This window comes from Myxococcales bacterium, from assembly GCA_012513515.1.
Taxonomy (GTDB): Bacteria; UBA10199; UBA10199; order 2-02-FULL-44-16; family JAAZCA01; genus JAAZCA01.
Genome location: JAAZCA010000017.1, coordinates 1 through 18,925 on the forward strand (window position 1 = coordinate 1; position 18,925 = coordinate 18,925).

At 48.7% G+C, this 18,925-nt stretch carries 17 protein-coding genes and 1 tRNA gene; 11 read left to right on the forward strand and 7 right to left on the reverse strand.

Features of this window, described 5'->3' with window-relative positions:
* Nucleotides 1-230 precede the first annotated feature (230 nt).
* The 5 genes from GX659_03360 (at nt 231) to GX659_03380 (ending at nt 4,722) form a co-directional block, all read left to right on the forward strand.
* Nucleotides 231-303, forward strand: a tRNA-Thr gene (locus GX659_03360).
* A 297-nt stretch (nt 304-600) separates the two neighbouring features.
* The gene (locus GX659_03365; protein ID NLD27826.1) at nt 601-807 is read left to right on the forward strand and encodes a hypothetical protein; all 207 of its coding nucleotides are present in this window, start codon (nt 601-603) and stop codon (nt 805-807) included.
* A 51-nt stretch (nt 808-858) separates the two neighbouring features.
* Nucleotides 859-1,518, forward strand: coding sequence for a hypothetical protein (locus tag GX659_03370; GenBank protein NLD27827.1), 660 nt, complete (start codon nt 859-861; stop codon nt 1,516-1,518).
* Nucleotides 1,519-1,737: 219 nt separating this feature from the next.
* A complete protein-coding gene (locus tag GX659_03375; protein ID NLD27828.1) occupies nt 1,738-3,639 on the forward strand; it encodes a DUF3990 domain-containing protein in 1,902 nt (633 codons plus the stop codon).
* A gap of 243 nt (nt 3,640-3,882) precedes the next feature.
* Nucleotides 3,883-4,722: an SET domain-containing protein gene (locus tag GX659_03380; GenBank protein NLD27829.1), complete on the forward strand. Its 840-nt coding sequence runs from the start codon at nt 3,883-3,885 to the stop codon at nt 4,720-4,722.
* Nucleotides 4,723-4,725: 3 nt separating this feature from the next.
* Here GX659_03380 and GX659_03385 read toward each other — a convergent pair whose 3' ends face one another.
* From GX659_03385 to GX659_03400, 4 genes are all read right to left on the reverse strand, one after another.
* Nucleotides 4,726-6,189, reverse strand: coding sequence for a hypothetical protein (locus GX659_03385; GenBank protein NLD27830.1), 1,464 nt, complete (start codon nt 6,187-6,189; stop codon nt 4,726-4,728).
* Between the two features lie 166 nt (nt 6,190-6,355).
* Nucleotides 6,356-7,684 (reverse strand): SLC45 family MFS transporter, encoded by a 1,329-nt coding sequence (locus GX659_03390; GenBank protein NLD27831.1) that lies wholly within the window; start codon nt 7,682-7,684, stop codon nt 6,356-6,358.
* Between the two features lie 697 nt (nt 7,685-8,381).
* Entirely contained in the window at nt 8,382-8,564 is a 183-nt protein-coding gene (locus GX659_03395; protein NLD27832.1) for a hypothetical protein, read from the reverse strand.
* An 80-nt stretch (nt 8,565-8,644) separates the two neighbouring features.
* A complete protein-coding gene (locus tag GX659_03400) occupies nt 8,645-9,598 on the reverse strand; it encodes a radical SAM protein (GenBank protein NLD27833.1) in 954 nt (317 codons plus the stop codon).
* A 175-nt stretch (nt 9,599-9,773) separates the two neighbouring features.
* On the opposite strand from GX659_03400, the gene GX659_03405 reads away from it, so the two are divergent.
* The 5 genes from GX659_03405 to GX659_03425 are packed head-to-tail and all read left to right on the forward strand — an operon-like array spanning nt 9,774 to nt 14,255.
* Complete coding sequence (locus GX659_03405) at nt 9,774-11,111, forward strand: CDP-alcohol phosphatidyltransferase family protein (GenBank protein NLD27834.1); 1,338 nt, start codon at nt 9,774-9,776, stop codon at nt 11,109-11,111.
* Nucleotides 11,108-11,815: an HAD family hydrolase gene (locus GX659_03410; protein NLD27835.1), complete on the forward strand. Its 708-nt coding sequence runs from the start codon at nt 11,108-11,110 to the stop codon at nt 11,813-11,815. Before GX659_03405 ends, GX659_03410 begins: the two co-directional genes overlap by 4 nt.
* The gene (locus GX659_03415) at nt 11,815-12,537 is read left to right on the forward strand and encodes an NTP transferase domain-containing protein (GenBank protein ID NLD27836.1); all 723 of its coding nucleotides are present in this window, start codon (nt 11,815-11,817) and stop codon (nt 12,535-12,537) included. Before GX659_03410 ends, GX659_03415 begins: the two co-directional genes overlap by 1 nt.
* The gene (locus GX659_03420; protein ID NLD27837.1) at nt 12,534-13,550 is read left to right on the forward strand and encodes a flippase-like domain-containing protein; all 1,017 of its coding nucleotides are present in this window, start codon (nt 12,534-12,536) and stop codon (nt 13,548-13,550) included. Before GX659_03415 ends, GX659_03420 begins: the two co-directional genes overlap by 4 nt.
* A gap of 21 nt (nt 13,551-13,571) precedes the next feature.
* On the forward strand, nt 13,572-14,255 hold the full coding sequence (locus GX659_03425; GenBank protein ID NLD27838.1) for a class II aldolase/adducin family protein: 684 nt from the start codon (nt 13,572-13,574) through the stop codon (nt 14,253-14,255).
* Nucleotides 14,256-14,508: 253 nt separating this feature from the next.
* On the opposite strand, the gene GX659_03430 is transcribed toward GX659_03425, so the two are convergent.
* Both GX659_03430 and GX659_03435 read right to left on the reverse strand, forming a co-directional pair.
* Complete coding sequence (locus GX659_03430; protein ID NLD27839.1) at nt 14,509-14,868, reverse strand: hypothetical protein; 360 nt, start codon at nt 14,866-14,868, stop codon at nt 14,509-14,511.
* Between the two features lie 114 nt (nt 14,869-14,982).
* Nucleotides 14,983-15,843 carry a LysR family transcriptional regulator gene (locus GX659_03435; protein NLD27840.1) on the reverse strand — a complete coding sequence of 287 codons (861 nt, stop codon included), beginning with the start codon at nt 15,841-15,843 and terminating at the stop codon, nt 14,983-14,985.
* Between the two features lie 147 nt (nt 15,844-15,990).
* On the opposite strand from GX659_03435, the gene GX659_03440 reads away from it, so the two are divergent.
* Nucleotides 15,991-17,259, forward strand: coding sequence for an inositol-3-phosphate synthase (locus tag GX659_03440; protein NLD27841.1), 1,269 nt, complete (start codon nt 15,991-15,993; stop codon nt 17,257-17,259).
* Between the two features lie 52 nt (nt 17,260-17,311).
* On the opposite strand, the gene GX659_03445 is transcribed toward GX659_03440, so the two are convergent.
* Nucleotides 17,312-18,925, reverse strand: a complete 1,614-nt coding sequence (locus GX659_03445) for a ChaN family lipoprotein (protein NLD27842.1) — start codon at nt 18,923-18,925, stop codon at nt 17,312-17,314.

Consider the following 18,925-nt stretch of genomic DNA (forward strand, 5'->3'; position numbering starts at 1 on the left):
AGGCAATGGTTTTTATTGCTGAGCGGTTACGCAAGGGACGTAATCATAAACTGACAATTGAAATGCCGAGATAGCTCAGCTGGTAGAGCAGCTGATTTAGGCAGCCCTTATGAAAGCGGCTGCGCATGCAGACGGTTTCGTTAGGGCTGCGAATCCCTGGAGTGCGAGGCAATGGTTTTTATTGCTGAGCGGTTACGCAAGGGACGTAATCATAAACTGACAATTGAAATGCCGAGATAGCTCAGCTGGTAGAGCAGCTGATTCGTAATCAGCAGGTCGTCGGTTCGATTCCGATTCTCGGCTCAAAAAGCTTCGGAACCCTTTTCGGGTTTCGAAGCTTTTTTGCGTCTTGAAACAGGTGATAAGCGACGACTGGATATAACAGGTTCGACAGAGCAACCCTTGCGAAAGCGGATGCGAATTGTGCGGCTGGCCTTAAAAGCATAATATCAGGCAGAGCAAAGCTTTTCTCACCCTCGGGACAACTCCACCCTCCCCCCAATTACAGATCAAAAAAAATTTCCGACAAACAACTTGGGGATTTTGGTGCCGATAACTAAGGCAAGTAAAACGGACCAAAAAACCACAGGAGGATTAAAAATGTCAGAATTTAAAGTAGATGCAAGGGATACCGACAATGCCAACCGGATAATAAAGGCGATGGTAAACGATGGATATGTATCGGCAAAAGCCGTATCCGAACTCACCGGTCTCGATCAGAAAGAGGCTAAAATGCTTGCCGAGAGCATGAACGACGACGGACGAATATCGTCCGACGAGCTCAAGATGATGAAACAATCCAAGTGATCTGAAAGACTGCTCGGCATCTCCAGATCTATAGGCGGATCCGCCTCAGATATGTACGAGGCCGCACAGATACTACGACATCTCATGAATATGGATATAGTGCACTGTGAAACCAAAAAACTTGGAAGCAAAAACGCATCATATACTGATACTGATAGGTGCATCTATAGGCGGGTAAGAACAAATCGGGAAGAAATCAATGCCGCCGGAAAGGAGGCAATAAGCAGGCTGGAGGCCATAGACTTATCGGGGGTAAACATACTCCCCGCCGTAGAGATGATGTTCGAAAATTTTGCAAGAAGGACATCCCTTCCAGAGCTCAGGATGTTCGCCGAACAGTTCAACTTCGGGCTCTTAAGCGACTCTCAAAAATCCGAATTGTCGACATTCCTGGCAGAGAAAATCAGACTCGAGAGAGGTAGATTAGAGCCTATTCATACGTACATAGTGGCTACAATCCTAAGCAGCGGGTTGGGAGCCAGCGGCAGAAAAGCGCTTACGGAAACAAAGCGATCCATTGACCGCATACACAAACAGTTTGTCGACGAGTACGGCAACGAATATCATGATCTCATCAAACAAGTCGACAAACTCTGCGAGATGGCGGAGTTCAGAAGGAAATTCGATAATCTCAAATCGTATCAATCTGGGAGATACGAGCTGAAAAGGAAGAATAAAAAACTAGCAACCTTAATCTTTTCAGACCGATAAGTCCGGGCGAGGTTTATTACCCTTATGACGATATATGGAACAGGCGCACCTTTTGGGCTTGCAAGCACCGCCTTCATATTAAATGCGGTGCCAGCAACCATCCCACAACCCATATTTTCTCCCGCTCTTGTGTCCATATGCGCCGCCAGGCCAGGGATGCAGAGTTTTTCCACATCACCCAGTTTTGTCCACCTACCTCGACACGGATTCAAACAGGAGATGCCTCGGCAGGATACCTCCTTCGATATAGCCAAGTTCGGACTGTACAATTCAGTGCTATTAAAGGGAAAAAAATCGGGCAAGGCCGGTACCCTCTGTGGAAAGAGAGCCCCCCGAGGCAAGATGGAGGAACTACCGAAAAAACAGTCCGATATATATCCCTTCCCTGTAAATCCAGATGGCTATACATTGCTCTATGCTGGCATCCCCATTCAGGCGATAACCGACGCCGTAGGCACCATGATAAGAGGCATAAGAAATGTATTAGGTAATCGCAAAACCGTGTCGTCCGAATCCGCCGAGCAGATCGTTATTTTTTCCTCTGATAGTTTCAGCGCCGCTAGTGAAAAGAAGAGAATGATGGATCGGGAAAAACCCGAAAATATCTATCTACTAACAGAGTCAATAAGCAAAGATGGTAATCGCACCTTCATAGTTACCGAATTAAAGTTGGACGAATCCCTATTTTCCCCCCTAAAGGGCGCCATAAAGGATAAGGATGTCTTAGAGAGATTTTCCAAATATACAAAAGAGTGGCTGGAATTCATCATCGCCCATCGCAACAGGTTGCAATTTTACAGGAACGAACTCGAAAGTCTGGTGCGGATAAGACAAACATTCCTCGATCTTGACGATGCCTTTCAGAAAGAGGCGATAGGCCTCATGGAAGAAATTGAACCATCCGAGTATATAGACAACCCCACCATCAAAAATCCGCTAAAATCCGCTCCGCCTTCGAACATTTGCACATGCCTCAGAAATTTTGTCATGATGCGCAGGGCACTTCAGGAGAGAGGAGTGGCCGCAACATACGAAGAGGTGAGGTTCTTGGTGCTTGATAGAGCCTTCAATGACATTGTAGTCGCTTCCAGGGAATTTTTTGGAACCATGGAGATCGGAACGACGACTGAAGCTGCTCTTTTCAGAAGCAGATTGGTCAGGAAGTGGTTCGGATTTGACATCCCATCACACAATCTTGTCTATATGCCTAGCGCCATTGGTTTTATGGAATTCGGTGATGGCGCGCAGGTAAGGCTTGAGTTCGGAAAATACGAAGGAGCTGCGGGCTTGCAGTTTACCCTACATTCCACGAACAAGGAAGGGATGAAAGTGCCCCTCGCGACCATAGGGTTTCACGAAACTGATAACGAGATAACAATCAATCGGTATCAGGGACATAAGAATAGAAGTAGTGAGATGAGGGAATTCAGGCGTTATTCCGGAGGAGTTGCGCCCCTGCCATGGCTGGCAAATGCGGTCGGCAGACTCCTCCTCGGCAAGGCCTTGCGCAGCGGCAAAGCGCTTAAGTGGATAAGTGGCGAGTATGTAAGGATGGCATATCCACATAGCGGCATAAACTCGGAAGATATCAATAGCTATTTTATGACCTTACAGGACGCGAGGGATTACCTAAGCGGTGAAGGCAAATACATGCGGGTTCCTGCGGATGATTTCGAAAGCACGATGGGGACTATAAAAAAATACAACGATACCGCAACGGCGCTTGGCTTTGTAAGAACTATGGATGACAAAGATCCTTCACCATGGTTTGTCTTCGACACTTCAAAACCGGATATCTTCGGAGCTGGGATCGCAAAGGGAAAGGGAATCAACCCAAAAAAGTTTGAACGCTCGATAAAAGATTTTGATGAAGCCCTCGGCACCGTAAGTATTCCGGTAATGGCGCAGGGCAAAGATTTCAACCCCTATTGGATCTTCAATAATGCGCCAGCGGATCTATGGTCTTCGGAAAACAACCCTTTTGTCAGAGATTACGCGCCATACCGCACGGAAAACAGCGCAGATCCAAGAAGATCAGAATTTTTTGAAACGCAGGAGGTTCCAAGCCCGGCATCGACAGGAGATACCAAGCTTGGAGATGGCAAAGAAGCAGAGAGCTGACTATCGGCCGAGGCGACAATGTCAAGGTGAACACAGGTGACAATAAGACGAGCATTTCGAGGAAACACCTGGGTTAAAAAACGTTGCGCATATCAATCCGAATAGAATTCTTGACACAAGAACACTGAAAGCACAGAAGCTGCAGCCGGTTTAAACATCGATTTGCTGTCGGCGACACATAATAAAAAGCTAGCAACTTAAAATCCTCCTGGTCGATAAAACCGGGCGAGGTTTATCAGCCTTATGACGATACATGGAACAGGCGCACCTTTCGGACTTGCAAGCACCGCCTTCATCTCAAATGCGGTGGTGGCAACTATTCCACCGTCCATACTGTCGTCCGCCCTTCTGGCGGCAAGCGCGGACAGGGCAGGGATGCGGAGTTTCTTCGCTTCGATGGGACTTACATATCTCCCGGAACTGGGATTCATAAATGAAGATTTCCGCAAAGAGGCTGCCACCTTCAGTAAAAAGTGTTTGGCAGCAACCGACAAGGTATCTCTCTGCAGTGCTCACAGCAAAGACAATGATGCGCGTGAATTTCTAAAAGCCATGAGCACGGGATCTAAAACTCTTCGCTATGCCATGTCAGAAAAAATTGGAATCGCCAGAATAAACGAATCGATCGGCCTCGGCTGTTTTGCACTTTCGAAGATCGAAAAAGATGAGCTCATCGGGGAATATACCGGATACATATCGGAAGTAAGCCTTCTGTCAGGAACAAACGCCTACTGCATGCTCTTCAACCCATGGATCGAGTTAGTAAATCATTTTACACGAAAATTTTTACCCACGCTCGTTGTCGATGCGGAGGGGGGCGGAAATGAAACCAGATTCATCAACCACGCCGCATCTGGACTGATGATATCCGACAGCGGACTCAGCGTCGAAAATGTGGAGCTTTCCACAGCTTTTTCCGCTGGGCTTTTTCACACGCTATTGCACGCCACGCGGGACATATACGAGGGTGAAGAATTGAGATTCGATTATGGTCCGTCCTACTGGGACAAACAGATGAAGAAAAACGATTTCACCGCATATCGGCTTTGCAAAGATGGCGTATGCGAAATCGCGGCATTTTAGAAGTCATAAAACACGCACTACGACCATGCGTTCCCTGATCGCATTTCTCTCATCATAGTTGGCCATAAGCGAGCATTCCAGTTTCTCCTCCTCCGCCGTGGTGCCCTTCCTGATCAGCGAGAAATGCGCGCGCTCGTTGCACTGGTTCTGTAGTTCTGAAGGGTTTATGCTACTCTCGAATTCATTCTCAACGAACTCGATGAAGTGATCCCCGACCGACATGCCGAGCGACTTCTTTGCGACTGCGTTAAGCCTTATCACCTTCCAGGCGGGGCTGAGAAGAATTACCCCGTCGAGCATCCCATCGAGAACGTTTTCGAGTTCCTTCTTTTCAGCGGAAAGATCGTCGAGCATATTTGAAAGAGATTCCTTCATATCCTCGAACGACCCCTTGAGAAGTACGATCTCATCTCCGGTAGAAACATTCTTTACACGAGAGCCAAGGCGAGATGCTGCGAAACGCCTTACATCAACGGCAAGCTCCGATATCGGCTCGCTTATTCTCGATGAAATGAGATAGACAACTATGAATATCGCAACCATCCCAGCAATGGATATGAAAAAGATCCGAAGCTTCTGCCTGTAGAGCGGTTCCAAAAGATCATCCTCCGGAAAAACAATCGCGAGGGACCAACCGGTCTTGGAAATCGGGCCGAAAGTAAACCAAGACTGTTTATTGTTCATGCTGTCGAAAAGAGAGATGAATCCGGTCTCGCCCGCCAGCATCTTCTTTCCGAGAGCCCGCAGTTCTTCATTTCCAAATTCGCTTGCCGCATCGAATATGCTGAGTTTGAGTTTCCATTCCTTTCTGCGCATTGAAAGGAAGGTCCCCTTCTTGCTGAGTAAAAAGGCGTAACCGTGCCTGCCGACGCGCAGCAGATCTACCGTGTCTGTCAGATCGCTGAGGGCCACATCTGCAGTGGTAACGCCCGCAAATTTTCCGCCGATATCGAAGGGGAAGGAATAGGTCGTCATCGCAGCATTCCCCCCGCCAACATCCAGATATGGTTCGCTCCACAGAGGTTTACCGGTGAGCCTGGGGGTAGCAAACCATTCCCATTTTGGATAATCGTACGCCGGACGGGAAAGATCCCTGTACAGAATATCTCCGCCGGATCTATAGTAATACGGAGCTCTCAAGCTCCCCTGCTGCGGTTCAAAAGAAATCGTAGAACCATAGACTATCGGATTGTCGTCGAGAAAGTATTTGATCAGGTTTTCAAGCTGTTCGTCAGTGCCTACCCCGAAGGACTGGATGGCAAGGGCAAGCCCCTTTGCCTCTTTCTCAACCGATTCAAGCTCAGAATCTATCGTCAATATATGCTTCTCAAGAAGGGTCATGGCACCCTTCTTTATCTCGGCTTCCAAATTCTTTCTGTCCGATGAAAAGCTGGCCCAGGTGAGAAGCATAAAGACGACGAAGACCGCGGATAATATGAAAATCGTGAGTTTGGCCCTAATGCTCATCTGAACCCTCCCTGATATTCATGAGAGATATCTTTTATCAGAGAAAATTCATTAAAAAAAGTTCAATCGGCGGAAAAAACCAAAATCAGGGAATGAATAATTATTGCAAAAAGGGGGAGACGCCCGAACGACATCTCCCCCCGCATCAGTCGATATGGAAATACAATCAAAGCTCTGCTGCAGCCACCCTCTTGTTGTAACGCCTGAGAGACTGGAGCACGACCGCCGCTACGAACATGAATACCCCACCCAGCAGAACGACGGCCATCTCGTTGTTTCCCAGGAAGGTCTTCATGATCCTGCCGAGGGTAAGCGCTGCAAGTATCTGCGGAATGACTATGAAGAAGTTAAATATGCCCATGTAGATGCCATATTTTTGCGGCGGGATTAAAGATACTAGAATAGTGTAGGGCATCGCCAGCGTAGTGGCCCATGCGAAACCCACTCCAATCATCGCTATATAAAGATAGAACGGATCGCTGATGAAATAAATGGAAAGCAAACCTATCCCCGCTGCAACAAGGCCGAATGTGTGAACGCCGACGGCTGTGATCTTCTTCACAAGATACGGCATCAAAAAGGCGAACGCCGTGGCAACCACCTGATATGCCACCATGGTATCGCTGGCGAAGGAAACCCCTTTTTCGTAAAGTTCGCTGCCGATTTCAGCAGCACCAAATATATATTTCGCCACCGACACCGAATAGAACATCCACATGCAGAAAAAACCCAGCCATGTGAAGAACTGCACCCCCGAAAGCTTTCTCATCAGCGGCGGCATCTCTTTCAAACTGACGAAAAGTTCTCTAAAAAAAGATTTGAACTCCGCCCCTATCCCCTTCGACTTTCCCTTCATCTTCAGAAATGCCTCCATATCCTCAGGAGGATATTCCTTCGTTGAAATCACGGTGATAATTATCGTGGCCAGGAATATTATTCCCGTTATGTAAAACTGAAGCTGAAGCGAGGAGCTCGCCACGATGCTTAGAGAGGGAAATATTTCAAGCCAGTCCCTCGCCGCGACCCAGAAACCCACCCCTCCGCCAATACCGATGAGTATGGTCTGTATCGAGTAACCCGTCGCGACCTGTTCCTCCGGAAGGATGTCCGCCACGAAAGCGCGAAAGGGCTGCATGCAGAAATCTATCGCAAAGCTGAGAAGCCAGAAGTTGAGAACTGCGGTCCAAAGAAAGGTGGTATTTGGCATTATAAAAAGCGCCAACACCGAAAGTATCGTGCCGAAAAGTATATATGGTCTTCTCCTGCCAAGCGCCCCCCACGTCCTGTCGCTCATGTAACCAACCACGGGCTGAACTATGAAACCTGTAAGCGGAGCAGCAAGCCAGTACCAAGGGATCTCATTTGCCAGCGCGCCGAGCTTTTCAAATATCGGGGTTACCCTGGCAAACTGGATGGAAAAACCTCCCTGGATTCCAAAAAACCCAAGGCTTAACAGGACTATCCGCAGTATCGAAACTCTTTTCTTCTGTATCATTGGTTTCCTCCAAGGTTCGCGCTAACCTATTTAAAAAAAACAAAATGGCAAGAGGATATACGTGAATTTTAGGATCTTGCAGCCCCGCCCTGATTTTGCAGCGACAAAACCCCGGATAAAACCCCATTCACTATAATTCGCTCCAGCTCACAATAAATCTGACGATAAAGGAAATGTTCGCCAAGGCAGGGCCATCCATCTCCAAGCATCACCAAAAAAAGTATCCGGCAAAAGAAGAGAAGCTTTCTTTATATTTTTTAAGTAACCTCTGAAAAGTCAGCAAATTCAGGGCGCCTCTAAAAGCTATGCGATTGATTCTTCATCTTAATCTTAATAACGATTATTTGCGGATATAAGTTAGTCTTACAAAAGACGGATCAAAGATCAGGGATCAGGATTCGACCCCCTCCCGCAACAGCCGTGACTTGTGACTCGTGACTGGTGAGCGGTCGGAATGGGATTCCCGCTTAAGACCGCGGGAATGACATTCATGGTGTCATCCCCGAATGATTCTATCGGGGATCCAGCAACAGCCGTGACTGGTGGAAAAACAGAAGCTAGAGATGTCGGTCGATGGTCAATTGTCCATGGTCGAAGTCATTGTTACAGCTAGCTTTTCAGAGATTCCTTAAGACAAAAAACGCCGCCGCCCCTGTAAAAGGGACGACGGCGATATTTTTGAAGTCCGCAAAAATTATTACTGCTGCGGCGCTTCTTCGGCGGGCTGCTCGGCCGGAACTTCTTCAGGAGCGGCTGGCGGAGCAACTTCCTCGATGACCGCGGCTTCTTCTTCGACTACCACCGGCTCTTCAGCCTTCTTCTGGCAACCAAAAAACATCCCGAGGCCAAGAACCAACATCGCTACTAAAACTTTCTTCATATGACTCCCCTCCTCCTTGTTAAGTTTTGAGGCTTATACAGCCCTTTCCCAAAACCTGCAACAGATAATTACTTTTTCTTCTACGACATCATCAGCTCAAAAAGCCTTCTGGGCTCGAGGGGATTGGCCTCCGCCTCTCCCCTGCAGGTATACCAACATTTGCAGCATGATATCTTTTTGAGTTTGTCTTTGCTGAACTCGGTATAGTGGCAGAGGCGAGGCAACTCCGAACACTGCTGGATGTACCCATCCGGCGTAACCTGAATCCACCTCTCTCCCGCCTTGCATCCGGGGACGCACCCGTTCTCAAAATATTGGTACAGCTTCGAAAAGTAGTAATCGGAATTCTTTATATTCTTAAGCTTGCGTTTTAAAACCTTGAGTTCTTCGACCACATTCAGCAGACGCTCCAGACGCTGTTTTTTCACCATCTGGGAATCATCATCGCTCTTGAGTGAGCAGTAGGCCGAGTAGGAAACATCGGCCCCCCATTCCTTGGCTTGATGTGCGATCGGCACGATCTGATCCAGATTGGACTCCATCATTATAGTGTTGAGAGATAGCCGGTATCCGGCAGCCGTGAGTTTGGGCAGAGTTTTGGATATATGATCGAAAAGCCCGGATATCATCCTTACCCTGTCATGCTCATCGCTCAAGTAATCGAGAGAGACGCTGATCTGGTTGACCCCCGCTTCCGCGAGCTTTCTGGCAGAATTTTCGTTCAGCAAGGCACCGTTGGTGATCAACGACAGATAGTGACAATACGGACGAACCTTTCTAAGTATCTCGTCGTAGTTCTTTCGCATCAACGGCTCACCCCCCGTGATCGAGAGAACGACCGGCTTGAACATCTTTATGATTGGGGAATAGTCCGAGATCTCATTTTTCGAATCCATCTGCCAATAGGTACAAAAGGAACAACTGGCATTGCATTTTTTGGTCAGCTCCAAGTTTACAAGCCGCGGCTTCCGCAGGGCAAGGCACCTGAAGTAATAAAATGCCCCTCTGTACCAGGGCGGGCGTTTCTGTATCATGGATATCGGCAACTCCTTGATTTGAGAAGGGTTTCGCCTAGCACGCCGACGGAAGCGCGTCAACAGACAAAAAGAGGAAAAAACTTTACAAGTAACCGAAATTTCTGATAGTTATTCGCGCTTTACGGGCTCTTATTTAACCGCATTTTCCATCCCAAGGAACGAAGATACCAAGATGAAAACAGAGGCTCTGATATATGTCCCCTCTGACACCCCGGAGGCAATGGCGATGGCCACCAGAAAGGTCGCCGGCGTGCCGCTGATCATAAGAGGGGTGATGACCTTGAAGCAATCGGGAATAAAAAGCCTCTCGCTGTTGATAGCCTCTTCCCAGAGGGAAAGGATAGTCCGGTTTCTCGGCAGGTACAACGACTCCGTACTCCCTGAAATAAAAATCCTTGAATATGAAGAACACTACGGAATAAGTGAAGAGCTCGCAAAAAAGGTCGTCGAGAACGCTTTTGAAAGGCTCCTGCTTATAAATTCCAACCTGATATTCGAAAAAGAGCTGGTCCACCTCTTCAAGGAAACCCCGATGCCGCAGGGAGGTTCGATAAGATGCAAGGCCGGCGCACATTCGATACCGATGTACGAAGTATCATCGAACGCAATAGAGAGGCTCCATAAAGAAGTCGCAGTGCGTCCAAGATCCATCGAGACCGCGATCCGCATCATGCTCGAAGGGGGCGATGTAGCGATAGTCAATAAGCCAGCGGAGATAAATACGTTCCTCGTCACCCACTGCCGCGAACGTGCGGTCGCTGAAAAATCGCTGGCAGAAGCCATTCGGTTGCGCATAGACGGCCCCGTGGCGAGATACATCAATAAGAGGATTTCGCTCCCTGTAAGCCTCATACTTTCCAAACTATGGATAAGCCCCAATACGATAACCGCTTTCAATATAATCGTAGGAGTTTTTTCAGGCGTATTCGTTGCAGATGGCAACAGGTACCATTATATACTCGCCGGCGCGATACTCTTCCAGCTGGCATCGATAATAGATGGCTGCGATGGAGAGGTGGCAAAGCTCACCTTCAGGGCGACGAAATTCGGACAATACGCCGACACGCTATGCGACAATCTCTCATTGGGAAGTTTCATCACAGGGCTCATCGCCGGCTATTGGAGACAAACGCACTCCTACGTTGCCTTCTACATCGGATCTATACTGGTTTTCACGACCGGAGTCACATTCTTCTGGATGATACGTTTTCTGAAAAAGAACACCGACTCGGCTTCCCTTGTTACCTACGACAAGCAGTATCTCAGCAAGCTGAAGGAACAACCCAAATTTCTGATGATTTTTATCAAGTACGGAAAATATCTGCTCAAGAAAGACGTCTTTTCGTTCATGTTTCTCTGCTCCGCCATATTCGGTGTTCTGTACTGGTGGCTGTTTCTAGCTACGCTTGGAACGTCATCTGCTGCGATAGTTCTCACCTATCTAAATATCGCGGAATCGCTCAAAAAACGCACGCCGACTGTAATCGCATCGGAAGGGAAAAACTTATGACAACAAAAAAATCAGAAGCGTGGAATCGCGACGACGAATCGAAGGAAACTTGCAAGAAGGTCGTCATGTTCGATTTTGACGGCACTATAGTCGATTCGATGTCAGCGTTCGCCGATATAGCCTCTGAAGTCATGCCAAAGTATTATCCGGTGACCAAGGGCGATGCACGCCGCATGTACATCGAAACATCTGGCGTTCCTTTCTTTCAGCAGCTCGAGCAACTCTTTCCGAACAACCCTCAAAACAGCGCCGCTGCGGATGAATTTGAAAAAACCAAGCTCAAGGACTACCTTGAAAAAGGAGCTTTTGAAGATGTCGCTTCAACTATAGATACACTTCGCAGAAACGGTATCACGACAGTAGTTTCGTCGAACAACTTTCAAGAGCTGGTCGATGCGCACGTTGAAAAAATAGGAATCAAATTTGACATGGTATTGGGCTTCAAGCCAAATTTTGCCAAGGGAAAGGATCACTTCGATCACATCGAACAAAAACTCGGCACTAGCCCTGAAGAAATAATTTTCGTCGGCGATTCGATAAAGGACGGAGAGCGGGCCCTTTCCTGTGGCGTGAACTTCATAGGGAAGGAAGGAACATTCCCTGCAGAGCGTTTCAAGAATACCTTTCCAGATGCCGGGGTGATATCCAACATCTCGGAACTGGTGGACATCCTAGTCAACACCAATAATAGCCAGGAGAGCTGATGCAGGCGATAATAATGGCAGCCGGAACCGGAAGCCGGCTTTTAAATCTCACTAAAAGCATGCCCAAGGCTATGGTAAAAGTTTGCGAGCGCGAACTTATCCGATACGTCATGGACTTTCTTGACAATGAAAGAATATCCAAAAAAATTCTCGTCACCGGATTTGCAAACGAAACAATCGAATCGTTGGTAAGAAAAGAGTTTCCAGAAACCACTATAGCACACAACCCGGACTTCAGATTGGGGAATATCCTTTCGCTGAAAAAAGCCCTGCCGCTCGTAGATGACGACATGCTTTTGATGAACGCGGATCACATCTATCCTCGGAGGATGTTTCCTTATATCTTGAAAAATGTCGACGGCGTCACGGCGATCTGCGATTTCGACAGAATACTCGGAGAGGACGACATGAAAGTTCGCCTGAATCATCGCGGACAGTTGTGCGCCATCGACAAAAAGCTCCTTCAGTTCGACTGCGGCTACATCGGCATGACGTTCTGTCCCAGGGAAAGCCTGACCGCTTATAAGGAAGCCGTGGCTTCCGTGATAAGGGAAAAAGGAAATTCCGCCTGCGCAGAGAATGTACTGGCATGGCTTGGCGCTAGATCGTTTGAAATAAACATATGCGACGCCTCCGGCATGCGATGGCTGGAAGTGGACACGCAGGAAGACCTAGCCAGAGCCGAAGAGTCGATAAAACAGAATGAGGGCCTTCTGAGATGACAAGAAAACTGACAAAAATGGCGAAGTTTGTTTTCTTTTTGATGGGTGGGCTGATGCTCGTCGCCCTGATCGGAAAGATCGGCGTAGACACAATCATATCGAACATAATAGCGATAAAATGGATGTTCGTTCCGGTTCTCGCAATAAGCGGTTGCTGGTACGTCCTCTACACCGGCGCCTGGATGCAGTTCCTAAAGCGCCTGAACGACAGCATACCTTTTTGGGATCTATTCAGGATCAAAATAGCCGGCGAAGCTGTAAACACCCTCACCCCGGTAAACTTCATAGGTGGTGACCCATTGAGGATCTACCTTCTCAAGAGAAATTTTCCTGTGGCAGAGGGAGCTGCATCGGTCGTCGTCGACAGAACACTGCACAGCGCTGCAACTCTGATTGTAATACTTCTCGGAATCATCGTCTCCTTTCTTACCTTTCACCATCTTCCGGCAAATATAAAATACGGAGTCCCCATAGCCCTGCTCGTCTCTATGGGATTCATACTCTTCGTGCTGATACATCAGAGACGCGGATTTTTCGGACTGATGTTGAATTTGTGCCGGCGCATCGGAATAAAAAAAGAGTTCTCGGAAAAAACGATAGACAGGTTCACGAAGCTAGATTCGCATATCATAGATTTCTACAGAACCAATTACAGGGGTTTTTTGATCGCACTGTTTTATCACGTCGTAGGAAGGCTTCTTGGAATCACCGAAATTTACGTTATAGGAAAAGCTGCATCGGAAAAGTTCACGTTCTTTGCAGCTCTTGTTCTAACCGCCCTCGCACCCATGGTAAACGCTGTATTCGCCTTCATCCCCGGAGCGCTTGGAGTGCTCGAAGGAGCATACAGCGGCGTGCTGTATCTGATGAACCTCGATCCTTCTATAGGAATAGCGATACAGATCGCCAAAAGGATACGCTCCCTTTTCTGGATACTTCTCGGCCTCTTCTTCCTCGGCGCCCACAACAGGAAGAAAATCTGGGAGGAACAGTCGCTGATTGAAGAGGTATAGGACATTCCATCGGAGTTGAGAATGTTTTCGGATAAAATCTGGAAAAAAAATTCCAAACAGGCGATCGCGGGGGTCTGTCACAGGCTCTATGAAAATGGATATCTCGTCGCCACCAGCGGCAACGTATCTGTGCGGCACGAATCGGGCTTCTACATAACACCGGCATCCACGCGAAAGGACTGCGTAAGACCTAAGGATATCGTCCTGTGCGATGATAACGGACGCACGCTAGAACCTTCGAAAAAACCATCTTCTGAAGCAGCGATGCACAGGGAGGTGTACAGACAGCGCCCTGACGTTGCAGCAGCGATACACGCGCATCCGCACTACAGCATTGCATGTTCTCTTTCTGGGATCTCCCTTTCCAAGATCATACTTCCGGAACTCGCCATATACATAGGCCCGGTTCCGATCGTGCCCTATGCTACACCCGGAACCGAAGAGCTGCCCGAAGCGCTTATCCCATATTTACCGGATCACAACGCTTTTTTGCTCAGCCGGCATGGTGTGCTAGTTCTCGGAAAAGACCTTGAAGACGCATTCAACAGGCTAGAACATCTAGAGCAGATCGCACGCGTAGCATATCTGGTGAAATCGATGGGCGGAATAGAGCCAATGAGCAAACACGAAGTCAAAAAGATCGCGGAGCGCGCACGTTCTCTGGGCGAACAAATAACAGGCGCCCTGCGCAGAATAATGGAATGAGCCAAAATGAACCTGAAGTCATCTCTGCTAAAGCTGACGCTCGCCGCATACAACCTTCTTGCGGCGATCATTGTGGTTATCACCCTGACAGCCAACCACGTCTTCAGACCAAACAGGTGGGCCGAACGCAAATAGCCCCGGGAAGAATATCGAATTGAGGTTAAAGGTAATCAGGCGTAAGGCTCAAGGCGTAAGATCACGGGTTTTACGGGATCCCCGACAAAAGCACTCGGGGATGACTGACTTTATTGAACTATTTTTCCGAATCGAAGATATTTCTGTAATACTCATCCGCCTCGGAAACATCTATGATTCTTTCGGTGATTTCGTCGACCATCTCTGAATCCGCGGCGCCAAAATCCTCGCTGACGACATTCCAGACTTTCTTCCTGACCTTGTTCTTGAATTTTTCCTTCTGCAAATTCGGCCAGCCGATATTGACGAGCGCATTTAAGTCATCGCTGTCCCTGGCGGCCCGATTTGACATGGCCTCATGAGCCAGATCGACGAGCTTGGCATCCTTGCGAACTTTGCGCTCCTCCGCTGAACCTCTCTCGATCGCTTCGACGCCGCTTTGCTGAAATATGCTGCCTAAAATTTTCTCAATACTCATGGCCCCTGCCCTTTTTGTTAAATTCTCGTCGCCTCCATTATTCTTATCGTGCCCCCCTTTAAAAAGTTGCTGAAAATCTCCTCTCGCAGGAAAGAAAGGGCGCCTCTACCTGAATCAGAGCATCGATATAAGGGCACGCGCCTGTGGGGAAAGCCTCCTTCTTTTATCCCAAACGACGCCTATCCCCCTAGCCTCTATAAGCTCCTCTATTTTAACAATCTTTTGCCCTTCCAGACGGCTCTCCTTGGCGGAAAGTTCGGATATAAGCCCAATCCCCATCCCCTGATCCACCAGCGAACATATCGCCGCAGGGTAGTGCATCTCCATGCTAACGGTCGGAACCATGCCGTTTCTCCTGAAGGCCTCATCTATTATAGTCCTGGAATGGGAGGCGGGGGGATAGAGTATCAGGGGCTCCCCCTTCAGATCCTTTACGCTTATAACTCCCCCTTTATCATCGAACTTCTTGGGAACAATGGCCACTATCGAGTCGGCGTAAATTTTACGGATTTCCAGCGCATCAGGAAGGCCGTCGGAGACGACGACAGCGAACTCGATCTGATGTGCCATCACCAAATCCACCAGCTCCCCTGTGGCCCTGACCACCGCATCGAGGCGTATGTTTTTATGCTCGTTTTGAAAGTTTTTAAGCACTTTTGGCATAATCCATATCGCCGCCACGTCTATCATACCGAAACGTATCTGACCGCTGGCTATCCCTCCGGCGGCCTGTACCCCCTTAACGAGATCGCTGATCTCCGCTATAATTCTGCCTCCCTCGACGGAGAGATACTCCCCCGCAGCGGTCGGATGAGACCTGTCATCGGCATCGAATAACAGAACACCTATTTCCGACTCCAGTCCCTTTATCTGCTGACTGACCGCAGATTGCGTAAGCCCCAGTTTTCTGGCGGCCTGCGAAAAACCCTTCTGTCTGTAAACCTCACAGAAAATCTCGAGTTTTCTTATATCCATAAGCTGTCCTTATCTATATTAGTAATATAATTAATTTGACTTATAACATCATCCCCAATATAGGCAACCAAAATAAAAGGAGGAAATACGATGACACAGAATCAGAAACCGTACGTAATCAAGCCAGCCGAGGGGAAACTCGGGATCATGCTCGTTGGCCTTGGCGCCATCAGCACGACCTTCATCGCCGGAATCGACGCGATCCGCAGCGGAAGGACGAAACCCTACGGCTCGCTGACCCAGATGGGAACGATTCGTCTTGGCAAAAGGACAGAATATAACATTCCCAAGGTCTGCAACTTCCTGCCACTGGCAAAGCTAGAGGATATAGAGATAGCCGCATGGGATATCTTCGAAGACGACGCCTACGTGGCGGCCAAGAAGGCCGGGGTTCTCGACTACCAGGATCTCGAAGCGGCAAGGCCGGCGCTTGAAAAGATCGTCCCTCTCAGAGGCGTCTTCGACAGGGAATGGGTAAAAAAACTCGATGGGAAATACATAAAGAACGGCAGGACAAAGATGGATCTGGCCAATCAGGTCATGGAGGACATAAAGACCTTCCAGAAGAACAGCGGCTGCTCCAGGGTCGTCATGGTGTGGTGTGCCTCGACTGAAGTCTTCACGCCGATCGAGGAGGTTCACAAGAGCGTGAAAAATTTCGAGAAGGGGCTTGAGTCCAATGACCCTAAGATCGCCCCTTCGATGATATACGCCTACGCCGCAATCAAGCTCGGCATCCCGTTCGCCAATGGCGCACCGAATTTGAGCGTGGATACCCCAGCCCTTCAGGAGCTAGCCAACGAATACAGGGCTCCGATCTGCGGGAAGGATTTCAAAACCGGGCAGACTTTGATGAAGACCATCCTCGCCCCCGGCCTGCGCTCCAGGTTGCTCGGCCTCTCGGGTTGGTTTTCAACAAACATCCTTGGAAACCGCGACGGTGAGGTCTTGGACGACCCGGGTTCATTCAAGACAAAGGAAGAAAGCAAGCTCTCAGTTCTGGACACGATACTTCAGCCCGAGATCAACCCCGACCTCTATGGCAACGTCCATCACAAAGTACGCATCAACTACTACCCTCCACGCGGCGACGCGAAGGAAGGATGGGACAACATCGACATCTTCGGATGGATGGGCTACCCAATGCAAATCAAGGTCGATTTCCTTTGCAGGGATTCGATACTGGCTGCACCGCTCGTGCTGGACTTGGCGCTCTTTATCGACCTGGCCAAGAGGGCTGAACTCCGCGGCATCCAGGAATGGCTCTCCTTCTATTTTAAATCGCCGATGGTCGGAGAAGGTCTCTACCCGGAGCACAATCTATTCATACAGGAGATGAAGTTGAAAAATACGCTGCGCCATCTGATGGGAGAGGAACCGATCACGCATCTCGGAACGGAGTACTACAACATCTAAGATCGACAGCTACCAGAAATATCAAAGGCCCCCTCGATAGGAGGGGGCTTTTTTACATCCTGTTGGGAATTTTTACGGCGGCAAGCTTTTTTCTGAGGGCCATATAGACATCGACAGGAACGCCGGAGCCGCGCCACGGGTCCAAAAAGAGTTTACGCACATCCTTCTTTTTTATCTGTTGCGCGATCAGCGCATAATAGAGCCTGTCGCCCAGCATATAGCCCAGCGCGTGCGTGATTGAGAGAAAAAGATCCATCCTGCTACACAAACCTTCAGCCTGTGTCAGGTGTCTGCCTTTTTTCTCCAGTTTCAGGTATTCAATTACAAGATGAGCGGTCTCACATTCAAGGAGGCGATAGGGGGGGACCCTGATCGTCTTGAAATAGGAAAGCAGGCTGGCGAAATCCTTCTCGTGATAGCATTTTCTCCTGCTATTGATGAGCTTGGATCCGAAGAAACCCAGTGCCTCATGAAGTACGTTTGCATAAAAAGCATCGATGAGCTCTCTCGGAGATTCAGGCCCAGAACAGACGTTTTTTATGAAATGCGAGGCCTCTTCCGCGGCGTGGTTGATGGAGAGATTTGCAAGATATGCGATCTTCGCCTTGGAGATATAGTAGCTCTCGCTGGCGAGGATCTGCTTCTTGATCATGGCGATCTCCTTGCCGCTAAAATCCCCCTTTTCCTTCAGCCTCTGCAGAAAAGTTAGATCTCCCGAGGTAAATACTTCGACCTCATCTTTCGCGGCACCAACGTCCAGCTTGAGAAAATCGCAGATCCTATCGACGAGCTCGATAAAGCTGGATTTCGCATCGGAGTAGTCGATCTCCCCCTCTTCATGCTCAAGCCAGTTGAGATAAGAACGCTGGGCGACAACCGGAGGAGTATGCATCCTGCAGTAATTGCCATCTTTCAACTTAACGATTTCGACGTAGTCCTCAACCTCCTGCCTTGCGAGGTCCCAGTATATGGATTCGCTGTTTTGGTAAAGAATCAACGAATTTCTTGCGAGGTCGCGAATTGAAAGTTCCCTGTCTACATCGGCAGGAAGATGTTTGGGCGCTATGTGCAAATCGCCGATGAAGACGAAAAGCCTGCGGTCCGGATCGGAGCTGATGATCTCCCCAATTAGCTTTGCAGTCGCCTGATCCCTCTTTCTGACGTTGGAACCATCCTTAGCGGCATCGATGGCATAGATCGGTATCTTGTGATAACGGCAAAAATCGAAGAGGGGCTTGAAATTTTCCCAGAGATCGAAAACCCAGTGTTCCTTGAGCTTGATCTTCTTTAAAAAGCCCTCCTCCTTTTCCCTGCCTGATAGATAATCGTCGAGGACTTTCTGATGCCTTTTATGAAGAAGCTCCAGACCTACCGCGAATTTTTTGGTACGCTTCACGGTGGCCTTGAGTATTCTTAAGAACGATCGCTGCGACTGGTTGCAGGTATGATAGTCGCCGACGTAGATAATGTCGGATTTCATCACATCATCTATCATCTCATCCTGACTGGAAACACGCTTGAAATCCTTGACGGCATTACGATACGCCGCCTCGTATCTGTCGAATCCGGGTTCCTTGACAAGCACCGAGCGCTTGATCATGTCGCGATTCCACTTCCAGAGTTTCTTCTGAATCGCGAGCAGTTCCTGTCTGGGGGATTGTGTCAT